Raw genomic sequence first — 24,862 nt, 5'->3', positions numbered from 1 at the left:
CGCCTTCAGCGCCAGGTGCAGCATGACGATGGAGTCCTTGCCGCCGGAGAACAGGATCACCGGCTTCTCGAACTCGCCCGCCACCTCACGGAAGATGTGCACCGCCTCGGATTCGAGGGCGTCGAGGTGCGACAGCGCGTAGGGCGCGTCGGAACCGGACTCGGCGTGCAGGTGCGCGGCGGTGGTCATGCCAGACCCCTCTCGGTGAGCAGTGCGTGCAGGGCCGAAGCCGACTCCTGCACGGTCTGGTGGTGCGACTCGATGCGCAGGTCCGGGGTTTCCGGTGCCTCGTACGGGTCGTCGACCCCGGTCAGACCGGAGATCTCGCCCGCGGCCTGCTTGGCGTACAGGCCCTTCACGTCCCGTTCCGAGCACACCTCGACCGGGGTCGCGACGTGCACTTCGAGGTAGCTCGTACCGGCCTCGGCGTGCCGCTTCGCGACGGCCCCGCGGCTGTCGGCGAACGGCGCGATGACCGGGACGAGGGCCTTGACCCCGTTGCTCGCCAGGAGCTCGGCGACGAAGCCGATCCGCTGGACGTTGGTGTGCCGGTCCTCCCGGGTGAAGCCCAGGCCCGCGGAGAGGAACTCGCGGATCTCGTCCCCGTCGAGGACCTCCACCCGGTGCCCCTCGGCGCGCAGCCGCTCCGCCAGCGCGTACGCGATGGTGGTCTTGCCCGCGCTGGGCAGACCGGTCAGCCACACCGTGGCTCCCTGGCCGGTCACGCTCATCCGCTTCTCCGTAAGTTCCGTGGTGTCCGTAGGTGTCGTCGTCATCAGCCGTGGAGTCCGCACTCGGTCTTGCCGCGCCCGGCCCACCGGCCGGCCCGTGCGTCCTCGCCCTCCGCCACCCGGCGGGTGCAGGGGGCGCAGCCGACGGAGGCGTAACCGTCCATCAGCAGCGGGTTGGTCAGCACCCCGTGCTCGGCGACGTACGCGTCCACGTCGTCCTGGCTCCAGCGGGCGATCGGGGAGACCTTGACCTTGCGGCGCTTCTCGTCCCAGCCGACCACCGGGGTGTTCGCCCGGGTCGGGGACTCGTCGCGGCGCAGCCCCGTCGCCCACGCCTCGTACGCGGTCAGGCCCTCTTCGAGCGGCTTGACCTTGCGCAGCGCGCAGCACAGGTCCGGGTCGCGGTCGTGGAGCTTCGGCCCGTACGCGGCGTCCTGCTCGGCGACCGTCTGCCGCGGGGTGAGGGTGATGACGTTGACGTCCATCACCGCCTCCACCGCGTCACGGGTGCCGATGGTCTCCTCGAAGTGGTAACCGGTGTCCAGGAACACCACGTCCACGCCGGGGAAGGCGCGGGACGCGAGGTGGGCGACCACCGCGTCCTCCATCGAGGAGGTCACGCAGAACTTCTTGCCGAAGTTCTCGGCGGCCCAGGTGAGGATCTCCAGTGCGGAGGCGTCCTCCAGGTCCCGGCCCGCCCGCTCGGCCAGTTCCTTCAGTTCCGTGAGACGGGTGTCTTGAGCGGTGGTCATATCTCGTCCCCTCCAGCGGTGTTGGACCGAACACCCCGGGCCAGCAGCCCGAGGTACTTCAGCTGGAAGGCTCGGTTGCAGGCCCTGCATTCCCAGGCGCCGTGGCCCGTCTCGTGGGGAAACAGGTCCTCGTCGCCGCAGTACGGGCAGTAGAACGGTGCGGCGCGCTCGCTCATGAGAGGTCCTCGTCGGCGGCGCGGCCCACCCAGGCGGCGAAGCGCTCGCCGTCCTCGCGCTGCTCCTGGAAGCGCGTGACGACCCGCTCGACGTAGTCCGGCAGCCCGGCCGAGGTGACCTTGAGGCCGCGGACCTTGCGGCCGAAGCCGGCCTCCAGGCCGAGGGCGCCACCCAGGTGGACCTGGTAGCCCTCCACCTGCCGGCCGTCGTCGTCCAGGACCAGCTGGCCCTTGAGACCGATGTCCGCCACCTGGATACGGGCGCAGGCGTTCGGGCAGCCGTTGATGTTGATGGTGAGCGGCTCGGCGAAGTCCGGCAGGCGGCGCTCCAGTTCGTCGATGAGCGAGGCGCCGCGCGCCTTGGTCTCGACGATGGCCAGCTTGCAGAACTCGATGCCGGTGCACGCCATGGTGCCGCGGCGGAACGGGGACGGCTTGACCCGCAGGTCCAGTGCCTCCAGGGCCTCGACGACCGAGTCCACCCGGTCCGTCTCGATGTCGAGCACGATCATCTTCTGCTCGGCGGTGGTGCGCAGGCGGCCGGAGCCGTGCTGTGCGGCGACGTCGGCGATCTTGGTGAGGGTGGCACCGTCCACGCGGCCCACGCGGGGGGCGAAGCCGACGTAGAACCTGCCGTCCTGCTGCTGGTGCACGCCGACGTGGTCGCGCCACTGGCCGCTGGGCTGCTCGGGCGCGGGGCCGTCGGTCAGCTTGCGCTTCAGGTACTCGTCCTCCAGGACCTGGCGGAACTTGGCCGGGCCCCAGTCGGCGACGAGGAACTTCAGGCGGGCGCGGGTGCGCAGGCGCCGGTAGCCGTAGTCGCGGAAGATCGAGATGACGCCCTCGTAGACGTCGGGGACCTCGTCGAGCGAGACCCAGGTGCCCAGACGGACGCCCAGCTTGGGGTTGGTGGACAGGCCGCCGCCGACCCAGACGTCGAAGCCGGGACCGTGCTCGGGGTGGTTCACGCCGACGAAGGCGATGTCGTTGATCTCGTGCGCCACGTCGAGCAACGGCGAGCCGGAGATCGCCGACTTGAACTTGCGGGGCAGGTTGGAGAAGTCCGGGTTGCCGACGATGCGGCGGTAGATCTCGTCGATGGCGGGGGTGCCGTCGATGATCTCGTCCCGGGCGATGCCGGCGACGGGCGAGCCGAGGATGACGCGGGGCGTGTCGCCGCAGGCCTCGGTGGTCGAGAGGCCGACGGCCTCCAGACGGCGCCAGATCTCCGGGACGTCCTCGATCCGGATCCAGTGGTACTGCACGTTCTGGCGGTCCGTGAGGTCCGCGGTGCCGCGCGCGAACTCCTCGGAGATCTCGCCGATGACGCGGAGCTGCTCGGTGGTCAGCCGGCCGCCGTCGATGCGGACGCGCAGCATGAAGTACTTGTCGTCCAGCTCCTCCGGCTCCAGGATCGCGGTCTTGCCGCCGTCGATCCCGGGCTTGCGCTGGGTGTAGAGGCCCCACCAGCGCATGCGGCCGCGCAGGTCGTTGGGGTCGATCGAGTCGAAGCCCGCCTTGGAGTAGATCGTCTCAATGCGTGTCCGCACGTTGAGACCGTCGTCGTCCTTCTTGAACTGCTCGTTGCCGTTGAGGGGCGTGTGGTGTCCGACGGCCCACTGGCCCTCGCCGCGGTGACGGCCGGTCTTGCGGCGCGCTGCGGCTGCGGGGGCGGCTGCGGGCGTTTCGGGGGTGGCGGCCATGACGGGTACGTCCTTCTTCAACGGCTCAAGGCGGGGGCAGGGGGGAGCGGCGGCGCGCCCCTGTCACGCTGGAATCTCTGAGCAGGTGTGGCTGATTACCGCCCTTTTGCCGGGTTTGCCGGCGAGCGTGGGCGGTGTTCGGCCTCAAGGGGCTTGCGGGTGATCGACGTGTCCGCGGCAGCGGGGACCACGGCGATGTGCGGCGGTGGCTGGTTCCGTCAGCGCGCCGGACAGATGGCGCTGGACATGCGGCCGAGGTCGACGTGCCGCCGACTCACCAAGGCAATTCCAGCTCCATTCATGGCGGAAGCGTGTCATGCGCCGATTGGAGGAGTCCACTAGTGTCCACGATCCGGACGAAGTCGTCCCGGATCGTGGGACCGAGTGATCGGCGTCACCCCGGAGGGGACTTTCGCGCAGGTGGGAGCGGGTGGGCCGGGGGTCGGCCGGGCGGCCCCGACGAGGGGCGGAATCCGGCCTCCGGATCCTCTCCACGCTACCCCGGGCCGGGTCCCGTCGCGGCGGGACCCGGGTACGGCCGGAGCCCGGGTCCCCGTGGCGGGGACCCGGGCTCCGGTGGGCGCGGTGTGAGGTGCGGCGTACGGGCGCGGCGTACGGGTGCGCATGCGGTGTACGGGCGCCGCGCGGTGTCGCGGGTGCGGTGCGCGGACGGGCCTACGCGCCCGGCCAGGGGCCCGGGGTCGGGGTCTCCTGCTTCTCCTCGGTCTCGGTCCTGAACACCTTGAAGCCGCGGCGCTGGTAGTTGGCCATCGCCGTCGGGCCGTCCTGGCTGCAGGTGTGGACCCAGACCCGCCGGGTCCGCTCCCGCTCCGGCCAGCGGTCCGCGAGGTCCCAGGCGCGGGCGACCCCGAGCGACAGCAGGTGTCCGCCGATGCGGCGGCCCCGGAAGTCCGGGAGCAGCCCGAAGTACATGATCTCCACCACCCCGTCGGGCTGCGGGTCGAGCTCCACGTACCCGGCCGGGGTGCCCCGGTCGTACGCCACCCAGGTCTCCACCCCGGGCCGGCCGAGCTGCTCCACCCACTGGGCACGGGTCAGCGACAGCCGGTCCGTCCAGTGGATGTCCCCGCCCACCGAGGCGTACAGGAAGCGGCTGAACTCCGGCGAGGGGACCTCCGCGCGCTCCACGCGGATCTCGGGGCCGGGGACGGCCGCGGTGACCAGATCCTCGGGCGAGGTCATTTCGAGGGACCAGGTGGTGAGAGTGATGGTGCTCATGCGCCTCAGGGAATCACACCCCCCGGTCACGGCCGGAGGGTCCCCCGGCCCCCGCCGTGCCCCAGGCGGGACCGGACCACCGCCGGGGCGGTGGAGTGGGGGAGCAGCAGGTCGGGGTCCTCGGGGCGGATCAGCTCCACCTCCACGTCCTGCGCGAAGCGGTACGGCCGGTGGGTCAGCACCCCGGCGAGGTGGCGGCGGACCCGGGACAGCTCGGCGCGGACCGTCACCGTACGGGTCGGGTCCCCGAAGAGTTCCGCGGCGAGCTCGGCGGCGCTGCGCCCGCCCGGGGCCTCCGCCAGCAGGAACAGCAGCTCCGCGTGGCGCGGGGTGAGCTCCTGGGACCAGCTGCCCGCGGCCCCGTACACGGTCGCCGACCAGGCCTGCGGCCGGCTCAGGTCCAGTACGACCCGGCTCACCGCCGCCCCGGCCGCGCAGGGCTGCTCCAGCCGCAGCAGCCAGCCGCCGGGCAGCGGCTCCGCCACGCAGTCGCCGAGCTGCGGGATCCACAGCCGCCCGGGCCCCAGCCCCTTCGGCAGCGGGATCCGGTCGGCGGGGGCCAGCCCGGTCACGGCGGCCGTCCAGCCGTGCGGGTCCACGGCCACGGCCCGCCCGGCCAGCCGGGCCAGCAGCGGGGCGGCGACCGACCGCAGCCGCTCCAGGGACTCCAGGTGGCGCACCCGCAGCTCGTGCTCGGCGAGCCGGGCCACGGAGGTGACCCAGGCCAGGGTCGCCGGGTGCATGGTGGCGAGCGGCCCGCTGACGTCGACCACCCCCAGCAGCCGCCCGTCCCGGGGGTCGCTCACCGGTGCGCCCGCGCAGGTCCAGCCGTGGTGGCTGGAGACGAAGTGCTCGGCCGAGAACACCTGGACGGGCCGCCGGGCCACCAGAGCGGTGCCCACCCCGTTGGTGCCGACCACCGCCTCGTCCCAGTCGGCCCCCACCGCGAAACCCAGCCGGTCCGCCTTGCGCAGGATCGTGCTGTGCCCCTCCCGCCACAGCAGCCGCCCGTCGGCGTCGGCGACGACCATGATGTGCAGGGCCTCGTCGAGGGCGGGCAGCAGTCCCTCGCGCAGCACCGGGAGTATCTCCCGCAGCGGGGAGACGTGCCGGCGTTCCTCGGTCTCGGCGGCGGACAGCAGCCGCGAGCGGGCGTCCCGGTCGGGGTGCACCCCGCCGGCCAGCATGCGCCGCCAGGACTCGGCGATCTCCGGGCGGGGCGCGGCCGGTGGGCGGTCCCCGGCCAGCGCGGCGGCCCGCACGCCCTTGAGCAGACGCGCCGCCTCCCGCGCGTCCATGGCCGCGATGCGCGCCACGTCGACCGTGTCGCCTGAGGTGTGGGCCACCGGATCCTCCCCGTGCTGAACAGGACGTACTGCGCAGGCGTGCCCGCGGTCCCGTCCGTACCCGTTCCCCGGGCACGTGCGGATGGCACCTTCCCCACCGAAGGGTCGCAGGGTTGCAACGGTATGCAACCCTCGCCAAGCCCCGGTCACCCGACCGAAACTATCGGCACGCCGCCGAGCGGCGTGGCAGCTCCTTCCTCGGGGCTTCTCGGATCGCGGGGTGGTGCCGAGTCGGCGCGGCGCCACCCCCGGTCCCACCGTGGCGGGCCCGGATCCCGGCGCTGAGCGGTTCGGGCCGTGGTGGTTTGGGGACCGCGGCGGCCCAGGGGGACCGCTTTCAGCCCGTGATCCGCGCCCGTGCCACCACCGATGCCAGGTCCAGGGTGTGCGGCAGCGTCCCGAAGGCCGCGCCCCGGTCTCCGCCGAGCCGGGAGGCGCAGAACGCGTCGGCCACCTCCGGCGGCGCCCACCGCACCAGCAGCGATCCCTGGAGCACCAGGGCCATCCGCTCCACCACCCGGCGGGCCCGCGCCTGGATCCCGTCGAGGTCGGCCAGGTCGGTCAGCAGGTTCCTGATCGCCGCGTCCAGCCGGTGGTCGGCGCCCCGGGCCAGCCCGACCTCCTGGAGGAAGGCGTTCAGGGCCTGCGGCTCCCGCTGGAGCGCGCGCAGCACGTCCAGGGCCTGGACGTTGCCCGACCCCTCCCAGATCGAGTTGACCGGGGACTCGCGCAGCAGGCGGGGCAGTACGGACTCCTCCACGTAGCCGTTGCCGCCCAGACACTCCAGGGCCTCGGCGACCATCGGCGTGCACCGCTTGGTCACCCAGTACTTGGCGGTCGGCACCGCGAGGCGCAGGAAGGCCCGCTCCCGGTCCGTGCCGGCGTCGTACGCGGCCGCGAGGCGCAGGGTGAGGACGGTCGCCGCCTCCGACTCCAGGGCGAGGTCGGCGAGGACGTTGCGCATCAGCGGCTGGTCGATGAGCGGTGCTCCGAAAGCAGAGCGGTGCTCCGCGTGGTGGACGGCCTGCGTCAGGGCCTGTCGCATCAGCGAGGCCGAGCCGATCACGCAGTCCAGCCGGGTCGCCGCGACCATCTCGATGATGGTCCGCACCCCCCGGCCCTCCTCGCCCACGAGCCGCGCCCACGTCCCGTCGAACTCGATCTCGCCCGAGGCGTTCGACTTGTTGCCCAGCTTGTCCTTCAGCCGCTGGATCGCGAACGCGTTCCGCGTCCCGTCCGGCAGCACCCGCGGCACCAGGAAGCAGCTCAGCCCGCCCGGCGCCTGCGCCAGCACCAGGAAACCGTCGCTCATCGGCGCCGAACAGAACCACTTGTGCCCCGTCAGCAGGTACTCCCCGGAGGCGTCCAGCGGCAGCGCCGCCGTGGTGTTCGCCCGGACGTCGCTCCCGCCCTGCTTCTCCGTCATCCCCATCCCGAAGAGCACCCCGCCCTTCTGCGCGGCGGGCCGCAACCCCTCCTCGTAGACGTGCGAGGTCAGCCGCGGCTCCCACTCCGCGGCCAGTTCCGGATCGGCCCGCAGCGCCGGTACCGCCGCGTGCGTCATCGACACCGGGCAGCCGTGCCCCGACTCGGCCTGCGACCACAGGAAGAACCCGGCCGCCCGCCGCAGGTGCCCCGCGGGCCGGCCCCAGGCGTCGGTGAGCCCCGAGGCCACCGCGTGCCCGAGGAGGCGGTGCCACGCGGGGTGGAACTCCACCTCGTCGATCCGGTGCCCGTACCGGTCGTGCGTACGCAGCACCGGCGGATTCTCGTTCGCCTGCCGGCCCCACTCCTGGGCCTGCGCGGAACCGGCCGCCCGGCCGAGCGCGGTGAGCTCCTCGCGCACCTCGTCCCGGAGTTCGGCCTCCACGTCCGCGAGGTGGCGCTCGACGCCCTCGGTGAGGGCCCGGTCGCCCAGGTAGGCCTCGTACCCGACGAGCGGCGGGGCCTGGTTGCTGACTGTGTGGGTGGTGGCTGCCATGCGGATACGGTAAGGACGTGCAGCCAGCAAAAGAAACAACCGAGCGGATCCCAGGACGGCTCCATCGGGCCCGGGTCCTCTACCGCAACGTCTCCAAGCGAAAGATGGCCTGGCTGCTGCTCAAAGACACCGTCAACTCGTGCATCGAGTACCGGATCCTGGGGCTCGCGGCCGAGGCGGCCTTCTTCACCCTGCTCTCCCTCCCCCCGCTCTTCCTCGGCCTGCTCGGCCTCCTCGGTTACGTCGACGGCTGGACGGACACCCAGTCCGTGCAGAGCATCGAGGAGAACATCCTGCGCGCGGTCGGCACCGTCCTGTCCGACCGGGGCGTCAACGACATCGCGAAACCCATGCTCGACGACGTCACCAGCCGCGGCCGTCCCGACCTGATCTCCCTCGGCTTCGCCTTCGCCCTGTGGTCCGGCTCGCGCGCCGTCAACGTCTTCATCGACACCATCACCGTCATGTACGGGCTCGACGGACAGCGGGGCATCGTCAAGACCCGGCTGCTGGCCTTCCTCCTCTACGTGGTCGCCCTGCTGATCGGCGCGATCGTGCTGCCGCTGATGGTCGTCGGGCCCGACGCGGTGGTCCGGCTGGTGCCCTGGAGCACGGAGGTGATCGCGGTCCTGTACTGGCCGACGGTCACGCTGCTCTCGATCGCCTTCCTGACCACCCTGTACCACGTGTCCGTGCCCGTCCGCTCGCCGTGGATCGAGGACGTGCCGGGCGCGCTCGTGGCCCTCGCGATGTGGGTCCTGGGCTCGTTCCTGCTGCGGATCTACCTCACCAACACCGTCGAGGGGCCCACCATCTACGGCTCCCTCGCCGCGCCCGTCGCGATCCTGCTGTGGATCGGCATCTCGGCCTTCGCCGTGCTCGTCGGAGCGGCCGTCAACGCCGCCATCGACCGGGTCTGGCCCTCGGTGGCCACCGCCGCCGCACGCGAGGCCAACGAACGCGTCCGCGAGGCCGAGGCCGCCCAGCTGGTGGCGCGGGCCGCCGCCTGGCGGGCCCTGGCCGAAGGGGAGTCCGAGGACGACGAGGACGCCGGGATGCCGTCGGAGTTCCCGGAGCGCTGGTCGAAGTTCCTGCCGCCCGAGGACTACACCTCGCGGCTGCGCAAGCACTGACCCGCGCCGGGCCGGGCGGCCCCGGGAGCCGGCCGCCCCGGGGCGGGACGCCGGGCGGGGACGCCGGGACCGGGCGCCGGGACCGGACGGCCCGGCATAGCCTGGTGGCGTGTACGAGGAAGCACCGTCGGCCGCCGTCGCCGGAGCCGTGGTCTGGCGGGCCCGGGGCCCCGGCGGGGTCGTGCTGCCCGACGGGTGCATGGACCTGCTGTGGGTCGGGGGCCGGCTGCTGGTGGCCGGGCCCGACACCGGGCCGCACCCCGCCGGGGAGGTCCCCGGCCGGGCCTTCGCCGGGCTGCGGCTCGCCCCCGGCACCGCGCCCGCGCTGCTCGGCGTACCGGCGCACCGGCTGCGCGACCGGCGGGTGGAACTGGCCGACCTGTGGCCCGCGGCCGAGGTGCGCCGGCTCGCCGAACGGATCGCCGCCCACGAGGACCCGTGCGCGGGCCTCGAAGCGCTGGCGCTGGCCCGCGCCGGTGCCGCGGGCCCGCCCGATCCGCTCCCCGCGCTGGTGACGGCCCTGCTGCGGGCGGGCCGGCCGGTGGCCGGCATCGCCGACGACGCCGGCCTCGGCGAACGCCAGCTGCGCCGGCGTTGCCTCGACGCCTTCGGCTACGGGCCCCGCACGCTGGGGCGGGTGCTGCGCCTCCAGCGGGCCCTGGCCCTGAGCAGGCGCGGGCTGCCCCAGGCCGAGGTGGCCCACACCGCCGGGTACGCCGACCAGGCGCACCTGGCCCGCGAGGTGCGGGCGCTGGCCGGGACCACCCTCGGGGCCTACCGGGCGGCGTCGGAGGGGGCGAACAGCGAGACCCCGCAGCCGTCGGGGTCGAGGACGACCGCGTAGCGCTGCCCCCAGAAGGCGTCCCAGGGCTTCAGATGGCCCGGATGGCCGGCCTCCGTCAGCTCGGCGTACAGCGCGTCCACCTCTGCGGGGGAATCGCACAGGAATGCCAGTTCCCGGCGGACGCCCCCGGTGGGCGGGGTCCAGGAGGGGTCGAAGGAGCGCACGACGTCCTCGGTGTCCCAGGCGATCCGCAGGCCCCCGGGCAGGGTGGCCTCGACGTGCGGCTGGGCGTCGGCGTCGGCGGGCACGTCCAGGCCGAGCCGGCGGTAGAAGGCGAGCGAGGCGGCCATGTCGGAGACGACCAGGCCGATCATGTCGAGTCGTGGAGTCATGGCGGCAGGCTAGGCGGGCCCGCGAGCCCGCGTCTTGAAGGAAACGGACATCTTCCCGGAGGGGGCCGCGGCCGGGCCTGCGGAGGGAGCCGGGCGCGGTTCTGCGGCCGTGTCCGTGGCCGGGTCCGAAGCCGTGCCCGCGGCCGGGGAGCCGTTCCGGCCCGCGGCTGCCTCACCGAGGACGCCGGTGCCGAGGAGATCGCCCGCGTCCTGACCGCCGTCCGCTACGCCTACCGGCACGGGTTGGCCTGAAAACCGCGCCCGCGGCCGGCCGAAACAAATCGGTGGCCGAGTCGTACGGGGTGCCCCTATGGTTTCGCACGTCAGGGAGCGCGACGACGTGCCGCTCCCGCACAGGGAATCAGGAGGTGAGGACATTGATGACTGTCACGGAGACGGGCACGGCCCGCATTCAGGAGTTCATCATCGTTGCCACCTCCGTGGCCTCCGGCTGATCCCATACCTCTCCGCGCGCCCACGGGCGCGCGCTGCCGGGGCCACCCTGTGAAGGGTTCCCCTTGTCTCTCTCTTCTCTTTCCTCCCTCCCGCACGCCCTCACCCCCTTCGGCTGGGACGACGCGTGGGACGCGGACTTCGCTCCGTACGCCGACCAGGGCCTGGTGCCCGGCCGTGTCGTCCGGGTGGACCGCGGGCAGTGCGACGTCATGACCGCGGACGGCGTCGTCCGCGCCGACACCGCCTTCGTCACCCCGCACGACCCGATGCGCGTCATCTGCACCGGTGACTGGGCCGCCGTCGAGACGACCGGCAACCCGCGCTACGTCAAGGCGTACCTGCCGCGCCGGACCGCCTTCGTACGGTCCACCTCCTCTCAGCGCTCGGAGGGGCAGATCCTCGCCGCGAACGTCGACTACGCGATCATCGCGGTATCGCTCGCCGGTGAGCTCGACCTCGGCCGCATCGAGCGGTTCCTCGCGCTGGCGTGGGAGTCGGGGGCGCAGCCGCTGGTCGTCCTCACCAAGGCCGACCTCGTCCCGGACCCGACCGCCCTCGGCTACCTGGTCCAGGACGTGGAGACCGCCGCTCCCGGTGTCCCGGTGCTCACCGTCTCCTCCCACACCGGGGAGGGCACGGACGTGCTCGCAGCCGTCGCCGCCGGCGGCACGAGCGTGCTGCTCGGCGTCTCCGGGGCCGGCAAGTCCACGCTGGCGAACGCGCTGCTCGGCGCGGACGTCATGGACGTGCAGCAGACCCGCGAGGTCGACGGCAAGGGCCGTCACACGACCACCACGCGCAACCTCCTCGCCCTGCCGGGCGGGGGAGTCCTGATCGACACCCCCGGGCTGCGGGGCGTCGGGCTGTTCGACGCGGAGGCGGGGGTCGGGCAGGTCTTCTCGGAGATCGAGGAGTGCGCCGCCCGGTGCCGCTTCCACGACTGTGCCCACGAGGCGGAGCCGGGCTGCGCGGTGCTGGCGGCCGTGGAGGCCGGCGAGCTGCCCGAACGCCGCCTGGAGAGCTACCGCAAGCTGATGCGGGAGAACCAGCGGATCGTCGCGAAGACGGACGCACGGCTGCGGTCGGAGTTGCGGCGGGACTGGCGACTGAAGTCGGCGGTGGGCCGCGCGAACTACTCCGCGAAGCGCAACGGCCGGGTCTGACGGGTCCCTCCGGGGGTGTTGACACGGGGCGGGGTCTGGCTCTCGCAGCCAAACCCAGCCCCGCCGGCGATCGAGGCGCCGGGTCCGGGGGCGGAGCGCCCGGGGCCCGGCCGGTCAGACCCCCGCCAGGACCGCGCCCAGCCACGCCGCCGCGACGCACAGGCAGGCGACGAGCTCCACCAGCACGCTCGTGCCGACGGCCCGCATCACCGCCCGGACCGATGACCAGGCCTCCCCGTGCGTACCCAGGCGGCGGCGTTCGCACAGGTAGATGCCGCCCACGAAGCCGGGGACCGACCCCACCACCGGGATCAGGACGAAGCCCAGGAGCGCGCCCGCGCCCGCGTACACCGCCATCCGCCGGCTCGCCGCGGTGCCGCGCAGGCGCCGCGGCGGGAGGAGCCACTTCACCACCTGCACCACCAGCAGCAGGGCGGTCGCCGCGACCAGCAGGGTCCACGCGGGGGCCGACCGTTCGTGCAGCGCCCACCACAGCACCCCCGCCCAGACCAGCCAGGTCCCCGGTACGCCCGGGACCATCACCCCGAGCACCCCGAGCAGCAGCACCAGCCCCACCAGGAGCAGCTGAGGCAGATCCATCTGCCCAGCCTGACCGAACGTGGGCTATCGGGCCACCCAGCCCCGCTCGTACGCCTGCCAGCCGAGCTGGAGCCGCGTCGTGACCCCGGACAGCTCCATCAGTCCCTTCACCCGACGTTGCACCGTCCGCAGGCCCAGGTCCAGGTGCTTGGCCACGCTGGCGTCCGTCATCCCCGCCAGGAGCAGCGAGAGGATCTCCAGGTCGGTGGTGTCCGGGCCGCCGTCGCCCTCCTCCGCGTAGCCCGTGGTGCCCAGGCGCAGCGGGCGGGACTCCCGCCAGACCGCCTCGAACAGGCCCCGCAACGACTCCAGGAGGCCGGAGGCGTGCACCACCAGGGCGGCCGGTTCCGCCCCCCGTGCGGTCAGCGGCACCATCGCCAGGGTGCCGTCGGCGATCACCAGCTTCGTCGGGACCTCGGTCGTCACCCGGATGTGCTCCCCGCGGGCCAGGGCCGCCCCGGCCTCGCGGATCCCGGTCGGCAGGGTGAGCACCTCCCGCTCGATGACCACCCGGTACGCGACGCCCCGGGCCGCCGCCCGTTCCTCGGCCTCGTTCTCCATGCCCGTCACCACCTGGGGCCGGCCGCTGACCAGCGCGCAGACCTCCGACACGGCGCCGAGCTGGATCTGGTGGAAGCGGTGTGCCACCGCGCTGGCCCCCGTCACCACCTCCACGAGGTCGTGCACCGCCGGTTCGGCCGCCTCCGCCCGGTACTCCTGCGCCAGCAGCGCCGCCGCCAGCTCCGCCCGTTCCAGTTCGTGCCGCTGCTGGGTGAGCAGGGCCCCGAGCGCGACGCCGGGCGGGGCGGCGACCCAGCGGCCCGGCCGGGCCGACGACTGCGCGGCGAGGCCGTGCCGTTCCAGGTGCCGCAGCGCCCGTTCGGTCTGCGGCACCGGCAGCGTCAGCCGGTGCGCGAGGTCCGGGACCTCCGCCGCCCCCAGTGCCACCAGTACGCGGTACGCCGTCTCCTGGCCCTCGTCCAGGCCTATAGCACCCAGCAACCCGTCCACCCCCATAGTCAGTGCCGTTCCTGGCGGGAAGCGGCCACGGCGCAAACCCGCCGCGGACATCATCTCCGCACCTCCCGCCGCTCTGCCAGGGTGGCGCCACCGCAGCACCAACATCCTTCGGCCGGAGGTCACTTGCGGGGCCGTCATGCCCCACAAACGAGCCATTAGCCGGAATTAACCTGGGGAGAGCGATGCGCCCGATATCGCGCGCGGCACTCGGGGCGGCCACAGCGGCCGTCCTCGCCGTCACCGCCGTCGGCCCGTCCGCGGCACAGCCGGACGACGCGGTGCCGGGCGGGAGACCACTCGTCGGCGGCGCGGCGGCCGGCGCACGGCCGACCGCGCCCGTCACCGTCACCCTCGTCACCGGCGACCGGATCCTGGTGTCCACCGACGCCGCCGGCCGCACCGCCGCCACCGCGATGCCCCGCGCGAACGGCACTCAGCCCGTCGTCCAGACCCGCCAGAGCGGCCAGGACCTCTACGTCTACCCCGAGGGCGCCACCCGGGCCCTCGCCGCCGGCACGGTCGATCCGCAGCTCTTCAACGTCACCGGCCTCATCCGCCAGGGCTACGACGACGCCCACGCCGCGAAGCTCCCCCTGATCGCGGTCTACGACGGCTCCGTGAACGTGGCCCGCAGCGCCCCGCCCGCCCCGCGCGGCGCCGAGCGTTCCCTGGTCCTCGGCTCCATCGGCGCCGTCGCCCTCGCCGCCGACAAGGAACACGCCGCCGAGTTCTGGGCCGACGCAGCGGCGGGCGATGGCCGCTCGCGCGCCGCCGGCGGGCTGAAGAAGCTGTGGCTCGACGGCAAGGTGCGGGGCAGCCTGGAGCGTTCCACCAAGCAGGTGAACGCCCCCGCCGCCTGGGCCGCCGGCTTCGACGGGGCCGGCACCAGGGTCGCCGTCCTCGACACCGGCACCGACCTGGAGCACCCCGACCTCAAGGGCCGCGTCGACGCCTCGAAGAACTTCACCGACTCCGACACCGACGCCGACCGCCAGGGCCACGGCACCCACACCATCTCCACCGTCGGAGGCTCCGGCGCCGAGAGCGGCGGCGCCAAGAAGGGCGTCGCCCCCGGCACCCGGCTGCTCAGCGGCAAGGTGCTCAACGACCAGGGCTACGGGCTCGATTCGTGGATCATCGCCGGCATGGAATGGGCCGTCGAGTCCAAGGCCGACGTGGTCTCCATGAGCCTGGGCGACCCCTCCCGGACCGCCTGCGACGACCCGCTCGCCGCCGCCGCCGAACGGCTTTCCCTGCAGGGAACGCTGTTCGTCGTCGCCGCCGGGAACTCCGGCCCCGGCAACAACACCGTCTCCTCGCCCGGCTGCGCCCCCAGCGTGCTGACCGTCGGCGCCGTCGACCGCGACGACACCACCGCCGTCTTCTCCAGCCGCGGCCCCGCCGGACCCGGACACACCCTCAAGCCCGAGATCGCCGCCCCCGGCGTCGGCATCTCCGCCGCCAACATGGGCGGGCGCGGCGTGTACGCGTACCAGTCCATGTCCGGGACCTCCATGGCCACCCCGCACGTCGCCGGGGCCGCCGCGGTAGTCAAGCAGCGCCACCCCGACTGGACCGGGCAGCAGCTCAAGGCCGCCCTCGTCGGCTCCGCGAACAGCGCCGTCCCCGGCGACGTACGGGAGACCGGCGCGGGCCGCCTCGACGTCAAGGCCGCGGTCGATGCCACCGTGACCGGCGCCCCCGCCGTCCAGGGCGGCGCGTACCACTGGCCGCAGGACCGCAGCGACCGCACGGCCGTCGAGGTCCCGTACACCAACACCGGCAGCCGGCCCGTCACGCTGAAGCTGTCGCTCGGCAAGGTCACCGGCAACGACGGCTCGGCGGTGCGCGGCCGGGTCGCCCGGCTGGAGCGCGACACGGTCACCGTCCCCGCCGGGGCCACCGTCAAGGTGCCGCTCGCCCTCGACCCGGCCGTGAAGCTGGAACGCGCCCAGTACGGGGACGTCACCGGCCGCGTCCTCGCCACCGCCGACGGCGTGCACGTCTCCACGCCCTTCTCCCTCTACGTGGAGCCCGAGACGGTCACCCTGCGCGTCAAGCTGATCGACCGCGCGGGGCGCCCCGCCACCGGCCCCTCCTCCCTGGACGTCATCGGCACCGACGACGCCACCGGGGAACGCCGCTTCAACGAGGGCTCCGCCGACCAGGTCTACCGGGTGCGCCCCGGCGCCTACTTCCTCTCGGCCTTCGTCGCCACCCCCGACGCCGGCGAGGGCGCCACCCTGACGGATTCCCTCACCTACCTCGGCCGCCCGCAGACCGAGGTGCGGGGGGACATCACCGTCGTCCTCGACGCCCGCAAGGCCGGCCGCCTCACCGTCGAGGCGGACCGTCCGGTGGAGGTCCGCTCCACCACCCTCGCCTTCGCCCGGAGTTGGGGCGGGGCCTGGCTGCACGCCGGCACCGCCATGGGCGGCCGCACCGTCCGCGGTTACTACGCCGACGTCGAAGGCCGCGCCGAGGACGGCTCGTTCGAGTTCGGCAGCTACTGGCGGGCCGGTGCGCCCGTGCTCTCGGAACTGAAGGCGGCGGGCGGCCCCGTGCTGCACCCCGTCACCGCCTCCACCGGCAGCGACAACCTCGACGGGCACGGCAGCGCCCCGCTCGTCGACGCGGGCACGGGAACCCCCGGGGAGCTGGCCGCGGCCGGGGCCCAGGGGGCGGTCGTCCTCGTGAAGACCGAGGACGGCCGTCTGAACACCGTCGCCGAGGACGCGAAGAAGGCCGGGGCCGTCGCCGTGCTCGGCCACCGCGAGGCCCCCGGCCGCTGGGTCCCCTCCACCGGCTTCGCGGGCGGCGCCCTGCCCGTCCTGGGCGTCGAGTCCGCCGAGGGCAAGGGTCTGCTGGCCCGCCTGGCGGCCGGCAAGGTCACCCTGGAATGGAAGGGCACCGCGAAGAGCCCGTACGCGTACTCCCTCGCCTTCCCCGAGAAGGGACGGGTCCAGGGCGCACACGCCTACCGGGTGCGCGACCGCGACCTCGGCCGGGTCGACGCCTCCTACCGCTCCATGGGCGTGGCCTCCGACTTCATCGACCTGGCCGGCGCCTACCGGCCGATCGGCACCGCCGTCTTCTTCGGCTCGATCGAGACCGTCGCCGTCCCCGGCACGAGGACGGAGTACTACACGGCCGGGGACACCGCCTGGGACCAGACCCTCTCCAGCAGCTTCCCCTGGGGCGAGTTCATGACGGGCGAGCAGCGCACGTACGCCAAGGGCACCCGGACCGCCGCCGTCTGGTACGACGGGGTCACCGCGCCGGTCGCCCCCCGCGACCGCGCCGGGAAGGAGGCCCTGGCCGCCGAACGGCAGGGCAACCTGATCGGCTTCGCCCCGGCCATGTGGGGCGACGGCACGCACTACGCGCAGCCCGGCTCCTTCGGTGACATCGGCGGCCTGCAGCTCAAGCGGGACGGGGAGGTCATCGGCGAGAGCTGGTACCCGTCCGGGGTGTTCGAGGTCCCGGCCGGGGAGGGCCGCTACGAGCTGGTCCAGAACATCGAGAAGATCGGCCCGCCCACCCGCACCTGGCAGCGGTCCACCGCCGTGCGGACCGCCTGGGGCTTCACCTCGGAGCTCGACCCCTCGGCGTACTCGCAGGGCCTGCCCGTCCTCTTCCCGCGGTACGACGCCCCGATGGACGGCCTGAAGACGGTCGCCGCGGCGGACGGACAGCGCATCGGGCTGAGCGCCACCGGGCACGCCGGGTACGCGCCGGGGGCCCTGACGGCGGTGAAGCTGTCGTACGCGTACGACGGTGAGCACTGGACGGAGGCGCCGGTGCTCCACGACGGCGGCCGGTGGACCGCCGTCGTGAACCACGCGGGGGCCTCCGGGAAGCCGGTTTCGCTGAAGGTCGAGATGACCGACGCGAAGGGCGCCACGGTCACCCAGACGGTCGAGCGGGCGTACGAAGTCCGCTAGTCCGCACGGAGCGTGCGGGAGGGGTCCACCGGGCGGCGGCCCGGTGGACCCTTTTCGTGAGTTCGGGGGTTTTCGGGGCCCCCGGAGGCCGACAATGTGGGCATGAGTCAGCAGGGCGCGGAGGACTGGTGGCAGAAGCTCTACGACGATCCCGAGGCGGGGCCCGAACCTGACCCGGGGGACACCCTGGACCAGCGCTTCCGCTCCGCGGCCACCCTCATGACGGGCCCGGCCGCGGACGTCCCCTCCGCACGGCGCGCCCCGGAGCCCGACCCACCACCGTGGCCACCCGTTGCGCCGGGCCTCGTACCGCCCGCCCGCCCGTCCCCCGACGGCCCACCGACCCGGCCCGCCGCGAACGATCCGTCGCCGGGCCCGACGGCGCCGCCGCCCGCTCACGCTCCCGATGGGCCGCCCGCCCCGGGGGTGGTTCCCGTTCCGGACGGGGCGTCCCCAGGGTCCGGCGGGGCTGTCGGGCCGTCCGTGGTACCCCGGTCGGAGCCGCCCGCCGTCGTCCCGCCCGCGGCGCAGACCGGTCGGCCGGATCCTCGGGCGGCCGGGGAGACCGGTTACGCGCGGGGGGACGTGGTGGTGCCTCCCGTCGAGGACGGGGGCGGCGCCCCGCCCGCCCGGCGGTGGCCCCCGCCGCCCTTGCCGGCCGGGCCGCCCGGGCCGGGCCGGGTGCGGGAGGCGGCGGACGAGCCCGATGCGCCGGAGGCGCCGGACACCCCGGACGCGTCGGCGTCCCCGTACGGTCCGCGCCCGGCGGTCCGGCACCTCGGGGACCGCGCCCCCACCTACGCCCCCGAGCCCGGCGCCCTCCCCGCCGCCGACCCGGCCGCGCTGGACTCCCTCACCCCCGACACCGTCCTGGAAGGGGCCCGCTACGGCACGTACGCCCTGCGCGCCGCCTCCCTGCGCGGGGACTCCGCCCGGTTCCGGGGCGAGGCCCGCCGGGACTTCCTGCTCACCGCCCGCTTCGGAGGCGGCGACGACGGCCTGGTCCTGGTGGTGCTGGCCGGCGGGGACCGGGCCGCGCCGGGGGCCCGGGAGGCGGCCGCCGAGCTGGGCCACTCCGTCGCCGCGGCCGTGGGCCGCAGCCGGGAGCGGCTGGCCGACGACATCCGGGCCGGCCGCCGCGAGGCCCTGCTCTCGGGTCTGCAGCGCCTCACCGACCGGGGCTACGGCCGCCTGCGGGCCCGCGCCGCCGAGCTGGGTCTCGCGGAGGAGGCGTACACTGCCGGACTGCGCGGGCTGCTGCTGCCCCTGGACCCCGCGTGCCGCAACCGGGTCTGCTTCGGTGCCGGCGCGGGCGGGCTCTTCCGGCTGCGGGCAGGTCGCTGGCAGGACCTGGAACCCGACGGGCCGACGGCCGGAGCCTTCCGGTTCCGGGCCGCCGTGGCCCGTCCGGGCGACACCCTGCTGCTCTGCTCCGGCGGCCTCGCGGACCCGATGCGCGAGGAGGGCCTGCTCCCGGACGAGCTCGCCGCCCGCTGGTCGCAGGGGGAGGCCCCGGGCCTCGCGGCCTTCCTCGCGGACACCCAGCTCCGCCTCAAGGGGTACGCCGACGACCGGACGGCCGCCGCGGTCTGGGAGGCGTGAGCGGGCGGAACGTGCGTGGATGGGAGGCGCACCCGGACCGGACCGAAGCCGCAGCAGAAGGGGCGACCCTCCATGGCCAAGCAGAACGTCGCGGAGCAGTTCGTGGACATCCTCGTGCGCGCGGGCGTACGACGGATGTACGGGGTCGTCGGCGACAGCCTCAACCCGGTCGTCGACGCCATCCGCCGGACCGGCGACATCGAATGGATCCAGGTCCGCCACGAGGAGACAGCCGCCTTCGCGGCCGGAGCCGAGGCCCAGATCACCGGCCGCCTCGCCGCCTGCGCGGGCTCCTGCGGCCCCGGCAACCTCCACCTGATCAACGGCCTCTACGACGCCCAGCGCTCCATGGCCCCGGTCCTCGCGCTCGCCTCGCACATCCCCTCCGGCGAGATCGGCCTCCCCGAACGGCAAGCGGCGCATCATCGGTTCCTTCAGCCACGGTTCCATGGCCAATGCCCTCCCGCAGGCCATCGGCGCACAGTTCACCGACCGGGGCCGTCAAGTGGTGTCGATGTCGGGTGACGGTGGTTTCTCCATGCTGATGGGAGATTTCCTCACCCTCGTGCAGTACGACCTGCCCGTCAAAGTGGTCCTGTTCAACAACTCATCGCTCGGAATGGTCGAGTTGGAAATGATGATTTCCGGCCTTCCTTCGTACGGAACCACGAACCGGAACCCGGATTTCGCCGCCATCGCCCGCGCGGCCGGCGCGTTCGGGGTCCGCGTGGAGAAGCCCAAGCAGCTCACAGGGGCTTTGCGGGACGCTTTCCAGCACCGGGGACCCGCTCTGGTGGACGTGGTGACCGACCCCAACGCGCTGTCCATTCCGCCTAAGATCAGCGCCGATATGGTGACCGGATTCGCACTGTCCGCCAGCAAGATCGTGCTGGACGGCGGCGTCGGCCGAATGATCCAGATGGCTCGATCCAACCTCCGCAACGTGCCCCGCCCCTGAGGGCGCAGGAGTGCGGATTGCCCCGGGGGGCATGCATTCCGCAGGCCTGTTCGAGCACGTGGGGAAAGTGGGAGGGGCATCGCCGTGCGGGTGGGGGCGAATACCGGGAAGCCGTGGAGAAGAGGGAGCCCGGTGGCGCGCGAGCCGTCCGTCGGGGACGGGGCGGCGAGGACGGGTGCGACCGAGATCAGACGCAGCGTGCGCCGGGCCGATCTGAAGGCGGTCGGCGAGGTCCGCGGGGCCCTGCGGGAGCTGGTGCGGCACCGCTGCCGCGCCGAGACCTCCGACGTGGCGGAACTGCTGGTCACCGAGCTGGTCACCAATGCCCTGGTGCACACCGAGCAGGGTGCCGAGGTGTCCGTGACCCTCGTCGCCGCCCGCCTTCGGGTGGAGGTGCGCGATTTCAACGCCCGCCGCCCCACTCCGTACGTAACGTCCGCCGACGACGGTACGCACGGCCGGGGGCTGGTCCTGGTGCAGGCACTGGCCGACGCCTGGGGCGTGGATCCGCTCGCACCGGGGCGCGGCAAGGTGGTCTGGTTCGAACTGGAGGCGCCCGCCACGGCCTGAGCCGCGGGGCCGGATCCCCGCTGTCCGCCGGGCCCGGACGTGCGACGGCGGGGCGCGTCGCGCCCCGCCGACACGTGTGCGGTCCGGCTCAGCCGAACTGCTGTTCCAGATCCTTCAGTTTGCGCTCCAGCGAGTCGAGCCGGGGGAGGGTCTGGGTGTCGTCCTCGGCGGTGAGGTCGACGGTCCGGGGAGCGGACGGGTCAGGTGATTCGCTTCCGTTCGCGTTCACGGATTGCAGGGAGGGCCTTCGGCGCAGGGGCAGCTGTCCCGCTTCCGATATGGCCGGCTCCGCGCCGACCGGCGCGGAGCCCGATCCGGGGGCCAGCCCCGGCATGTCGACCTGGCGCGCGCGGGCCCGCCCGAACGCCCTGTTCTGCCGGCCCAGCGCCTTGATGTGGGCGCGGTCCAGGCGGTGTTGCTCCCGCCTGCGGTGCCGGTCGTTCTCCTTCTCCTTCTTGTCCTCGCGCACCTCGTCCACGGCCTCGTCGAGGGTGCGTACGCCCTCCAGCAGCATCAGCGACCAGGCGCCGAAGGTCTCCCGCGGGGCCCGCAGCCAGCGGACCATCCGGATCTGCGGCAACGGACGCGGGATCAGGCCCTGTTCGCGCAGTGCCGCGCGGCGGGTCTGCTTGAGGGCGCGGTCGAAGAGCACGGCCGCCGAGAGCGACATCCCCGCGAAGAACTGCGGGGCCCCGTCGTGGCCCGAACCCCTGGGTGCGTGGACCCAGTTGAACCAGGCGGCCGCGCCCGCGAACAGCCAGACCAGCATGCGCGAGCCGAGGGCCGCGTCACCGTGGCTGGCTTCGCGGACGGCGAGCACCGAGCAGAACATGGCGGCGCCGTCGAGGCCGAAGGGAACCAGGTACTCCCAGCCCCCGGAGAGGTTGAGGTTCTGCCGGCCGAAGCCGACCAGCCCGTGGAAGGAAAGTGCGGCGGCCACCGCCGCGCAGCAGAAGAGCAGGACGTAGGAAGCGGTTCCGTAGACGGCCTCCTTGCGGCGCCTGCGTTCCTCGCTGCGTTCCCAGCTGTCGTCGGCCGCGGCCTTCTCGCTCTCCCGCTTGCCCCGGGCCAGCACCGCCACTGCCGCAAGTACGCCCAGGATCAACAGGCCGCCGGGCAGCAGCCAGTCCAGCGATATGTCGGTCAGTCTCATGCGGTTGTCCCTTGCCTCGCGTATGCGGCTTTCCGGGCGCCATAGTGGCGCAGCGGGTCCGTGGTGCACGCGGGTTTCGGGGCAAGAGGACGCCAACGGGGGTGGGGGCCCGCCGGATAGGGCGTTGCGGCTCGAACTGAGGTCTGGGTGACCCGAGTTGTGTTCGAATCGGCTTCATCCCCGGGGGTGGGTTCAGCCGGCGGCGGCCACTGCCGCGAGCCTGCTGACGCGGTCCGTGTCGCAGGTGCGTGGGCAGGTCGTGCAGGTGTCCTCGGGGCGGATCGTGTAGAAGAAGCAGCAGCCGGCCCGGTCGCGGGTGGTCAGCTCCTCGCCGCCGGGGCCGGTCAGGGTGCGGAAGTCGGCGCCCCCCGTGTACGGGGCGGGTCCGCCGGGCAGCAGCCGCCGCAGTTCGGCGACGGCCCGCCGCTCCTCGCCGAGCAGGCTCCCGAGGTACCAGAGGCCCTCGACGACCTCGTCGGTGGCCAGCGCCCACCGGGCCCGCGGGCCGCGCCGCAGGCGGGGGCCGAAACCTTCCAGCACCGGCCCGAGGTGCTGGGCCACCGCTGCCCGCACCTCTTCGCGCAGTGCCTCCTCGTCGGGGACGGTCCGGGCCCCGGGGAGGCCGGCCGCCGGATCGCCGGGCAGGCAGGCGAACTCCTCGACCCGTACGGACATCCGGCCCTCCGTCCGGTGGAAGGCCACCCGGTCCACCGGCAGCCGGGGCACCCGGCGCTCCAGGAACCACGGGACGGTGATCAGCAGACAGGCCGGCCAGGCGTACCGGTGCAGGCCGAAGCCGGCCACCACGTCGGGCCGTGCCGGCCGCCCGTAGTCCCGCAGCACCTGGGCCGCGTCCCAGGCGAGGTGGTCGTCGAGGGCCGCGCCACCCGCGGCGAGCTCGTCCGCGCCGACCCAGCCCGCACCGCGGGGGAGGGGTTCGTGCGCGTCGCGCTCGTCGATCCGCAGGCCCGGGTAGGCAGCCGTCAGGCACCCGTACGCCCCCGCCAGCGGAGAGCCGGCCGGGGCGGGTGCGGGTGGGAGCAGGACGTCGGCAGCCGGGCCGGTCATGACGCATCACCGAATCACGCGATCGTTGAAAGGTAAGCCTAACCTTACCTGATCTTCGTGCTCCGTCCGCCCCCGGCGCCCCCGTCGTGCCGGGGGAATTCACCTGATTTCCCCCAGGAGGCCCCGGCCTTCAGGCCGGGGAGGAATGGGTCCTCGGGGCGGAGCCGTGAAGTGGCGGAGTTCGTTGCACATTTGCTCTGACCTGCACTCTCTTTCGTTGTCAGTGGCGGGCGTTAGGTTGTGGAGCATGACGACGGCGGGATCGGGAGCTGATGGTGGCGGGCATGCCCGGTACACCTTCCGGCTTCGTGTGTCGTCCGCCGCGCGGGCTGCCCTGGAAGGGGAGTGGGCGCGGTGCCGTTGGGTGTTGGAATGAGTGCGTGGCGATGTCCCGCGTCCCGCGCCAAGGCCCTCGAAGACGTCAAGGCGAAGCTGCCCGTCAGGCAGCGGGCCGGGATGCCCCGCATCAAGCGCAGGCGCGAGGCGCTGCCGTCGTTGAACTACACCACCCGCGGGTTCCGGGTGCGAGGCGGTCGCCTGCACCTGGCCGGCGGGATCACTTTGTCGGTGGCGTGGTCGCGTGATCTTCCGTCCGCACCCAGTTCGGTGCGGATCTACCGGGACAGCCTCGGGCATTGGTACGCCTCGTTCGTCGTCGCCACCGAGGCCGTCCCGCTGCCCGCCACGGGACGGGTGATCGGCGTCGACTGGGGCATCAAGGAGACCCCGACCACCACCTCCGATGCCCACGACCTGCCGCATGCCGAGCATGGGAAGACGGCCGCTGTGAAGCTGGCCCGCTACCAGCGGATGATGGCCCGCCGGAAGACGCCGAGGAACCGGCCCGACACTGCCGGGTACCGCAGGGCCCGCCGGGCTGCGGCGAAGGTGTCGAAGAAGATCGCCCGGCAGCGGCAGGACACCGGCCGCAAGTGGGCCAAAGCCGTCGTCCGGGACTTCGACCACCTCGCCGTGGAGGACTTCCGGCCGCGCTTCCCCGCGAAGTCCACCATGGCCCGCAAGGCGGCCGACGCCGCGATCGGCGCCACCAAGACGGCCCTGGTCGAGATGGCCCGCAAGCACGGGCGGACCGTGCACCTGGTCCACCCCGCGCACACCACCATGGACTGCGCACAGTGCGGTGCGAGAGCCAAGCACGCACTCCCCCTCTCCGAGAGAACGTATACGTGCACCGCGTGCGGAGCGGTGTCCCCCAGGGACAAGAACTCCGCCCGCGTGATGCTCGTCCGGGCTGGTCTCAACCCGGCTGGCGCTGAACTTGTAAGACCCGCCACCTGCTAGGTGCCAGGCAAAGCGAGGCAGGAATCCCCATCCCTTCAGGGAGGGGAGGTTTCAACTATCCTCGGTACCGGTCCCGAGACCTGGAGGAGGACCGAGTGCACGAAGCGGCCCACGCCCCGGTGTCCGAGGAACCGCTGGTACCCGCGCAGAAGGTGCTGCGCCATTCGGTGCGCGGGCAGGTCCTGGACGCGCTGCGCGCCGCCCTCGTCGACGGGGAGCTGGCACCCGGGCAGATCTACTCGGGCCCCGCGCTCGGCGAGCGCTTCGGGGTCTCCGCGACCCCCGTGCGCGAGGCGATGCAGCAGCTGGCGCTGGAAGGCGCGGTGGAGTGCCTGCCCAACCGGGGCTTCCGGGTGCTGTCCGGCACCCCGCGCGCACTGGCCGAACTGGCCGAGGTCCGCGCCCTGCTCGAAGTGCCGGTGATGCTCCGGCTGGCCCGCACCGTGCCCGCCGCCACCTGGGAGGCCCTGCGTCCGGCGGCCCTCGCCACCGCGGAGGCGGCCGCCGCGGGCGACCTGCCGGGGTACGCGGACGCCGACCGGGCCTTCCACCGGGCGGTGCTCTCCCTGGCGGAGAACACCCAGCTGGTGCGGATCGCGGAAGAGCTCCACCGCCGGGCGCAGTGGCCCCTGCCGGGCGCCCCGCGGATGCGCGGCGCCGACCTCGTCGCCGACGCGGCGGAGCACTCGGCCCTCCTGGAGGCCCTGATCGCCCAGGACCTCCCGGTGGTGGAGTCGCTCGTACGGGAGCACTTCGCGGGATCCGCCGGCTGACCCGGCGGATCCCGGC

At 73.7% G+C, this 24,862-nt stretch carries 20 protein-coding genes and 3 pseudogenes; 9 read left to right on the top strand and 14 right to left on the bottom strand.

The window, feature by feature from the left end; genetic code table 11:
• The 9 genes and pseudogenes from ACEPPI_RS09560 to ACEPPI_RS09520 form a co-directional block, all read right to left on the bottom strand.
• Positions 1-189: pseudogene (locus ACEPPI_RS09560) on the bottom strand (sulfate adenylyltransferase small subunit); the annotation flags it as partial.
• Positions 186-731 carry an adenylyl-sulfate kinase gene (gene cysC, locus ACEPPI_RS09555; protein ID WP_373914796.1) on the bottom strand — a complete coding sequence of 182 codons (546 nt, stop codon included), beginning with the start codon at positions 729-731 and terminating at the stop codon, positions 186-188. The pseudogene ACEPPI_RS09560 and the gene cysC, both read right to left, overlap by 4 nt.
• A gap of 44 nt (positions 732-775) precedes the next feature.
• Positions 776-1,483, bottom strand: a complete 708-nt coding sequence (locus ACEPPI_RS09550) for a phosphoadenylyl-sulfate reductase (RefSeq protein ID WP_373914790.1) — start codon at positions 1,481-1,483, stop codon at positions 776-778.
• The gene (locus ACEPPI_RS09545) at positions 1,480-1,659 is read right to left on the bottom strand and encodes a hypothetical protein (protein WP_266843340.1); all 180 of its coding nucleotides are present in this window, start codon (positions 1,657-1,659) and stop codon (positions 1,480-1,482) included. The genes ACEPPI_RS09550 and ACEPPI_RS09545 overlap by 4 nt, the downstream gene beginning before the upstream one ends.
• The gene (locus ACEPPI_RS09540) at positions 1,656-3,362 is read right to left on the bottom strand and encodes a nitrite/sulfite reductase (protein WP_373914788.1); all 1,707 of its coding nucleotides are present in this window, start codon (positions 3,360-3,362) and stop codon (positions 1,656-1,658) included. Before ACEPPI_RS09540 ends, ACEPPI_RS09545 begins: the two co-directional genes overlap by 4 nt.
• A gap of 218 nt (positions 3,363-3,580) precedes the next feature.
• Entirely contained in the window at positions 3,581-3,664 is an 84-nt protein-coding gene (locus ACEPPI_RS09535) for a putative leader peptide (RefSeq protein ID WP_312847410.1), read from the bottom strand.
• 373 nt (positions 3,665-4,037) lie between these two features.
• A complete protein-coding gene (locus ACEPPI_RS09530; protein WP_373914787.1) occupies positions 4,038-4,601 on the bottom strand; it encodes a GNAT family N-acetyltransferase in 564 nt (187 codons plus the stop codon).
• 26 nt (positions 4,602-4,627) lie between these two features.
• Positions 4,628-5,899, bottom strand: coding sequence for a GAF domain-containing protein (locus ACEPPI_RS09525; protein ID WP_373914795.1), 1,272 nt, complete (start codon positions 5,897-5,899; stop codon positions 4,628-4,630).
• 385 nt (positions 5,900-6,284) lie between these two features.
• Complete coding sequence (locus ACEPPI_RS09520) at positions 6,285-7,928, bottom strand: acyl-CoA dehydrogenase family protein (RefSeq protein WP_373914786.1); 1,644 nt, start codon at positions 7,926-7,928, stop codon at positions 6,285-6,287.
• A 17-nt stretch (positions 7,929-7,945) separates the two neighbouring features.
• On the opposite strand from ACEPPI_RS09520, the gene ACEPPI_RS09515 reads away from it, so the two are divergent.
• Together ACEPPI_RS09515 and ACEPPI_RS09510 are read left to right on the top strand one after the other, a co-directional pair.
• Positions 7,946-9,061, top strand: a complete 1,116-nt coding sequence (locus tag ACEPPI_RS09515; protein ID WP_078950480.1) for a YihY/virulence factor BrkB family protein — start codon at positions 7,946-7,948, stop codon at positions 9,059-9,061.
• 109 nt (positions 9,062-9,170) lie between these two features.
• Positions 9,171-9,905, top strand: coding sequence for a helix-turn-helix domain-containing protein (locus tag ACEPPI_RS09510; RefSeq protein WP_373914785.1), 735 nt, complete (start codon positions 9,171-9,173; stop codon positions 9,903-9,905).
• Here ACEPPI_RS09510 and ACEPPI_RS09505 read toward each other — a convergent pair.
• Complete coding sequence (locus tag ACEPPI_RS09505; RefSeq protein WP_373914784.1) at positions 9,836-10,237, bottom strand: VOC family protein; 402 nt, start codon at positions 10,235-10,237, stop codon at positions 9,836-9,838. The two genes, ACEPPI_RS09510 and ACEPPI_RS09505, sit on opposite strands and share 70 nt — an antisense overlap.
• A 518-nt stretch (positions 10,238-10,755) precedes the next feature.
• Here ACEPPI_RS09505 and rsgA point away from each other — a divergent pair.
• Positions 10,756-11,856, top strand: a complete 1,101-nt coding sequence (gene rsgA / locus ACEPPI_RS09500) for a ribosome small subunit-dependent GTPase A (protein WP_373914783.1) — start codon at positions 10,756-10,758, stop codon at positions 11,854-11,856.
• 114 nt (positions 11,857-11,970) lie between these two features.
• Here the strand turns inward: rsgA and ACEPPI_RS09495 are convergent, their stop codons facing one another.
• Positions 11,971-12,456 carry a DUF456 domain-containing protein gene (locus tag ACEPPI_RS09495; RefSeq protein ID WP_373914782.1) on the bottom strand — a complete coding sequence of 162 codons (486 nt, stop codon included), beginning with the start codon at positions 12,454-12,456 and terminating at the stop codon, positions 11,971-11,973.
• 24 nt (positions 12,457-12,480) lie between these two features.
• Entirely contained in the window at positions 12,481-13,458 is a 978-nt protein-coding gene (locus tag ACEPPI_RS09490) for a helix-turn-helix domain-containing protein (protein WP_373914794.1), read from the bottom strand.
• 200 nt (positions 13,459-13,658) lie between these two features.
• On the opposite strand from ACEPPI_RS09490, the gene ACEPPI_RS09485 reads away from it, so the two are divergent.
• From ACEPPI_RS09485 to ACEPPI_RS09470, 4 genes and pseudogenes are all read left to right on the top strand, one after another.
• On the top strand, positions 13,659-17,420 hold the full coding sequence (locus tag ACEPPI_RS09485) for a S8 family serine peptidase (RefSeq protein WP_373914781.1): 3,762 nt from the start codon (positions 13,659-13,661) through the stop codon (positions 17,418-17,420).
• A gap of 591 nt (positions 17,421-18,011) precedes the next feature.
• Positions 18,012-19,022, top strand: coding sequence for a hypothetical protein (locus tag ACEPPI_RS09480; protein ID WP_373914780.1), 1,011 nt, complete (start codon positions 18,012-18,014; stop codon positions 19,020-19,022).
• A 72-nt stretch (positions 19,023-19,094) separates the two neighbouring features.
• Positions 19,095-19,980, top strand: a pseudogene (locus ACEPPI_RS09475) (thiamine pyrophosphate-dependent enzyme).
• A gap of 132 nt (positions 19,981-20,112) precedes the next feature.
• On the top strand, positions 20,113-20,550 hold the full coding sequence (locus tag ACEPPI_RS09470; RefSeq protein WP_373914779.1) for an ATP-binding protein: 438 nt from the start codon (positions 20,113-20,115) through the stop codon (positions 20,548-20,550).
• An 88-nt stretch (positions 20,551-20,638) separates the two neighbouring features.
• On the opposite strand, the gene ACEPPI_RS09465 is transcribed toward ACEPPI_RS09470, so the two are convergent.
• Together ACEPPI_RS09465 and ACEPPI_RS09460 are read right to left on the bottom strand one after the other, a co-directional pair.
• Positions 20,639-21,703 carry a DUF2637 domain-containing protein gene (locus ACEPPI_RS09465; RefSeq protein ID WP_373914778.1) on the bottom strand — a complete coding sequence of 355 codons (1,065 nt, stop codon included), beginning with the start codon at positions 21,701-21,703 and terminating at the stop codon, positions 20,639-20,641.
• A 192-nt stretch (positions 21,704-21,895) separates the two neighbouring features.
• Positions 21,896-22,771: a (2Fe-2S)-binding protein gene (locus tag ACEPPI_RS09460; RefSeq protein ID WP_373914777.1), complete on the bottom strand. Its 876-nt coding sequence runs from the start codon at positions 22,769-22,771 to the stop codon at positions 21,896-21,898.
• Positions 22,772-23,018: 247 nt separating this feature from the next.
• Here ACEPPI_RS09460 and ACEPPI_RS09455 point away from each other — a divergent pair.
• Together ACEPPI_RS09455 and ACEPPI_RS09450 are read left to right on the top strand one after the other, a co-directional pair.
• Positions 23,019-24,073, top strand: a pseudogene (locus tag ACEPPI_RS09455) (RNA-guided endonuclease InsQ/TnpB family protein).
• Positions 24,074-24,168: 95 nt separating this feature from the next.
• Positions 24,169-24,846 (top strand): GntR family transcriptional regulator, encoded by a 678-nt coding sequence (locus ACEPPI_RS09450; RefSeq protein WP_373914776.1) that lies wholly within the window; start codon positions 24,169-24,171, stop codon positions 24,844-24,846.
• The last annotated feature ends 16 nt before the right edge of the window (positions 24,847-24,862 follow it).

This window comes from Streptomyces sp. AB3(2024) (assembly GCF_041862025.1).
Classification (GTDB): Bacteria; Actinomycetota; Actinomycetes; order Streptomycetales; family Streptomycetaceae; genus Streptomyces.
The sequence above is the reverse complement of the archived record's forward strand: the minus strand, read 5'-3'. Positions and strand labels throughout refer to the sequence as shown.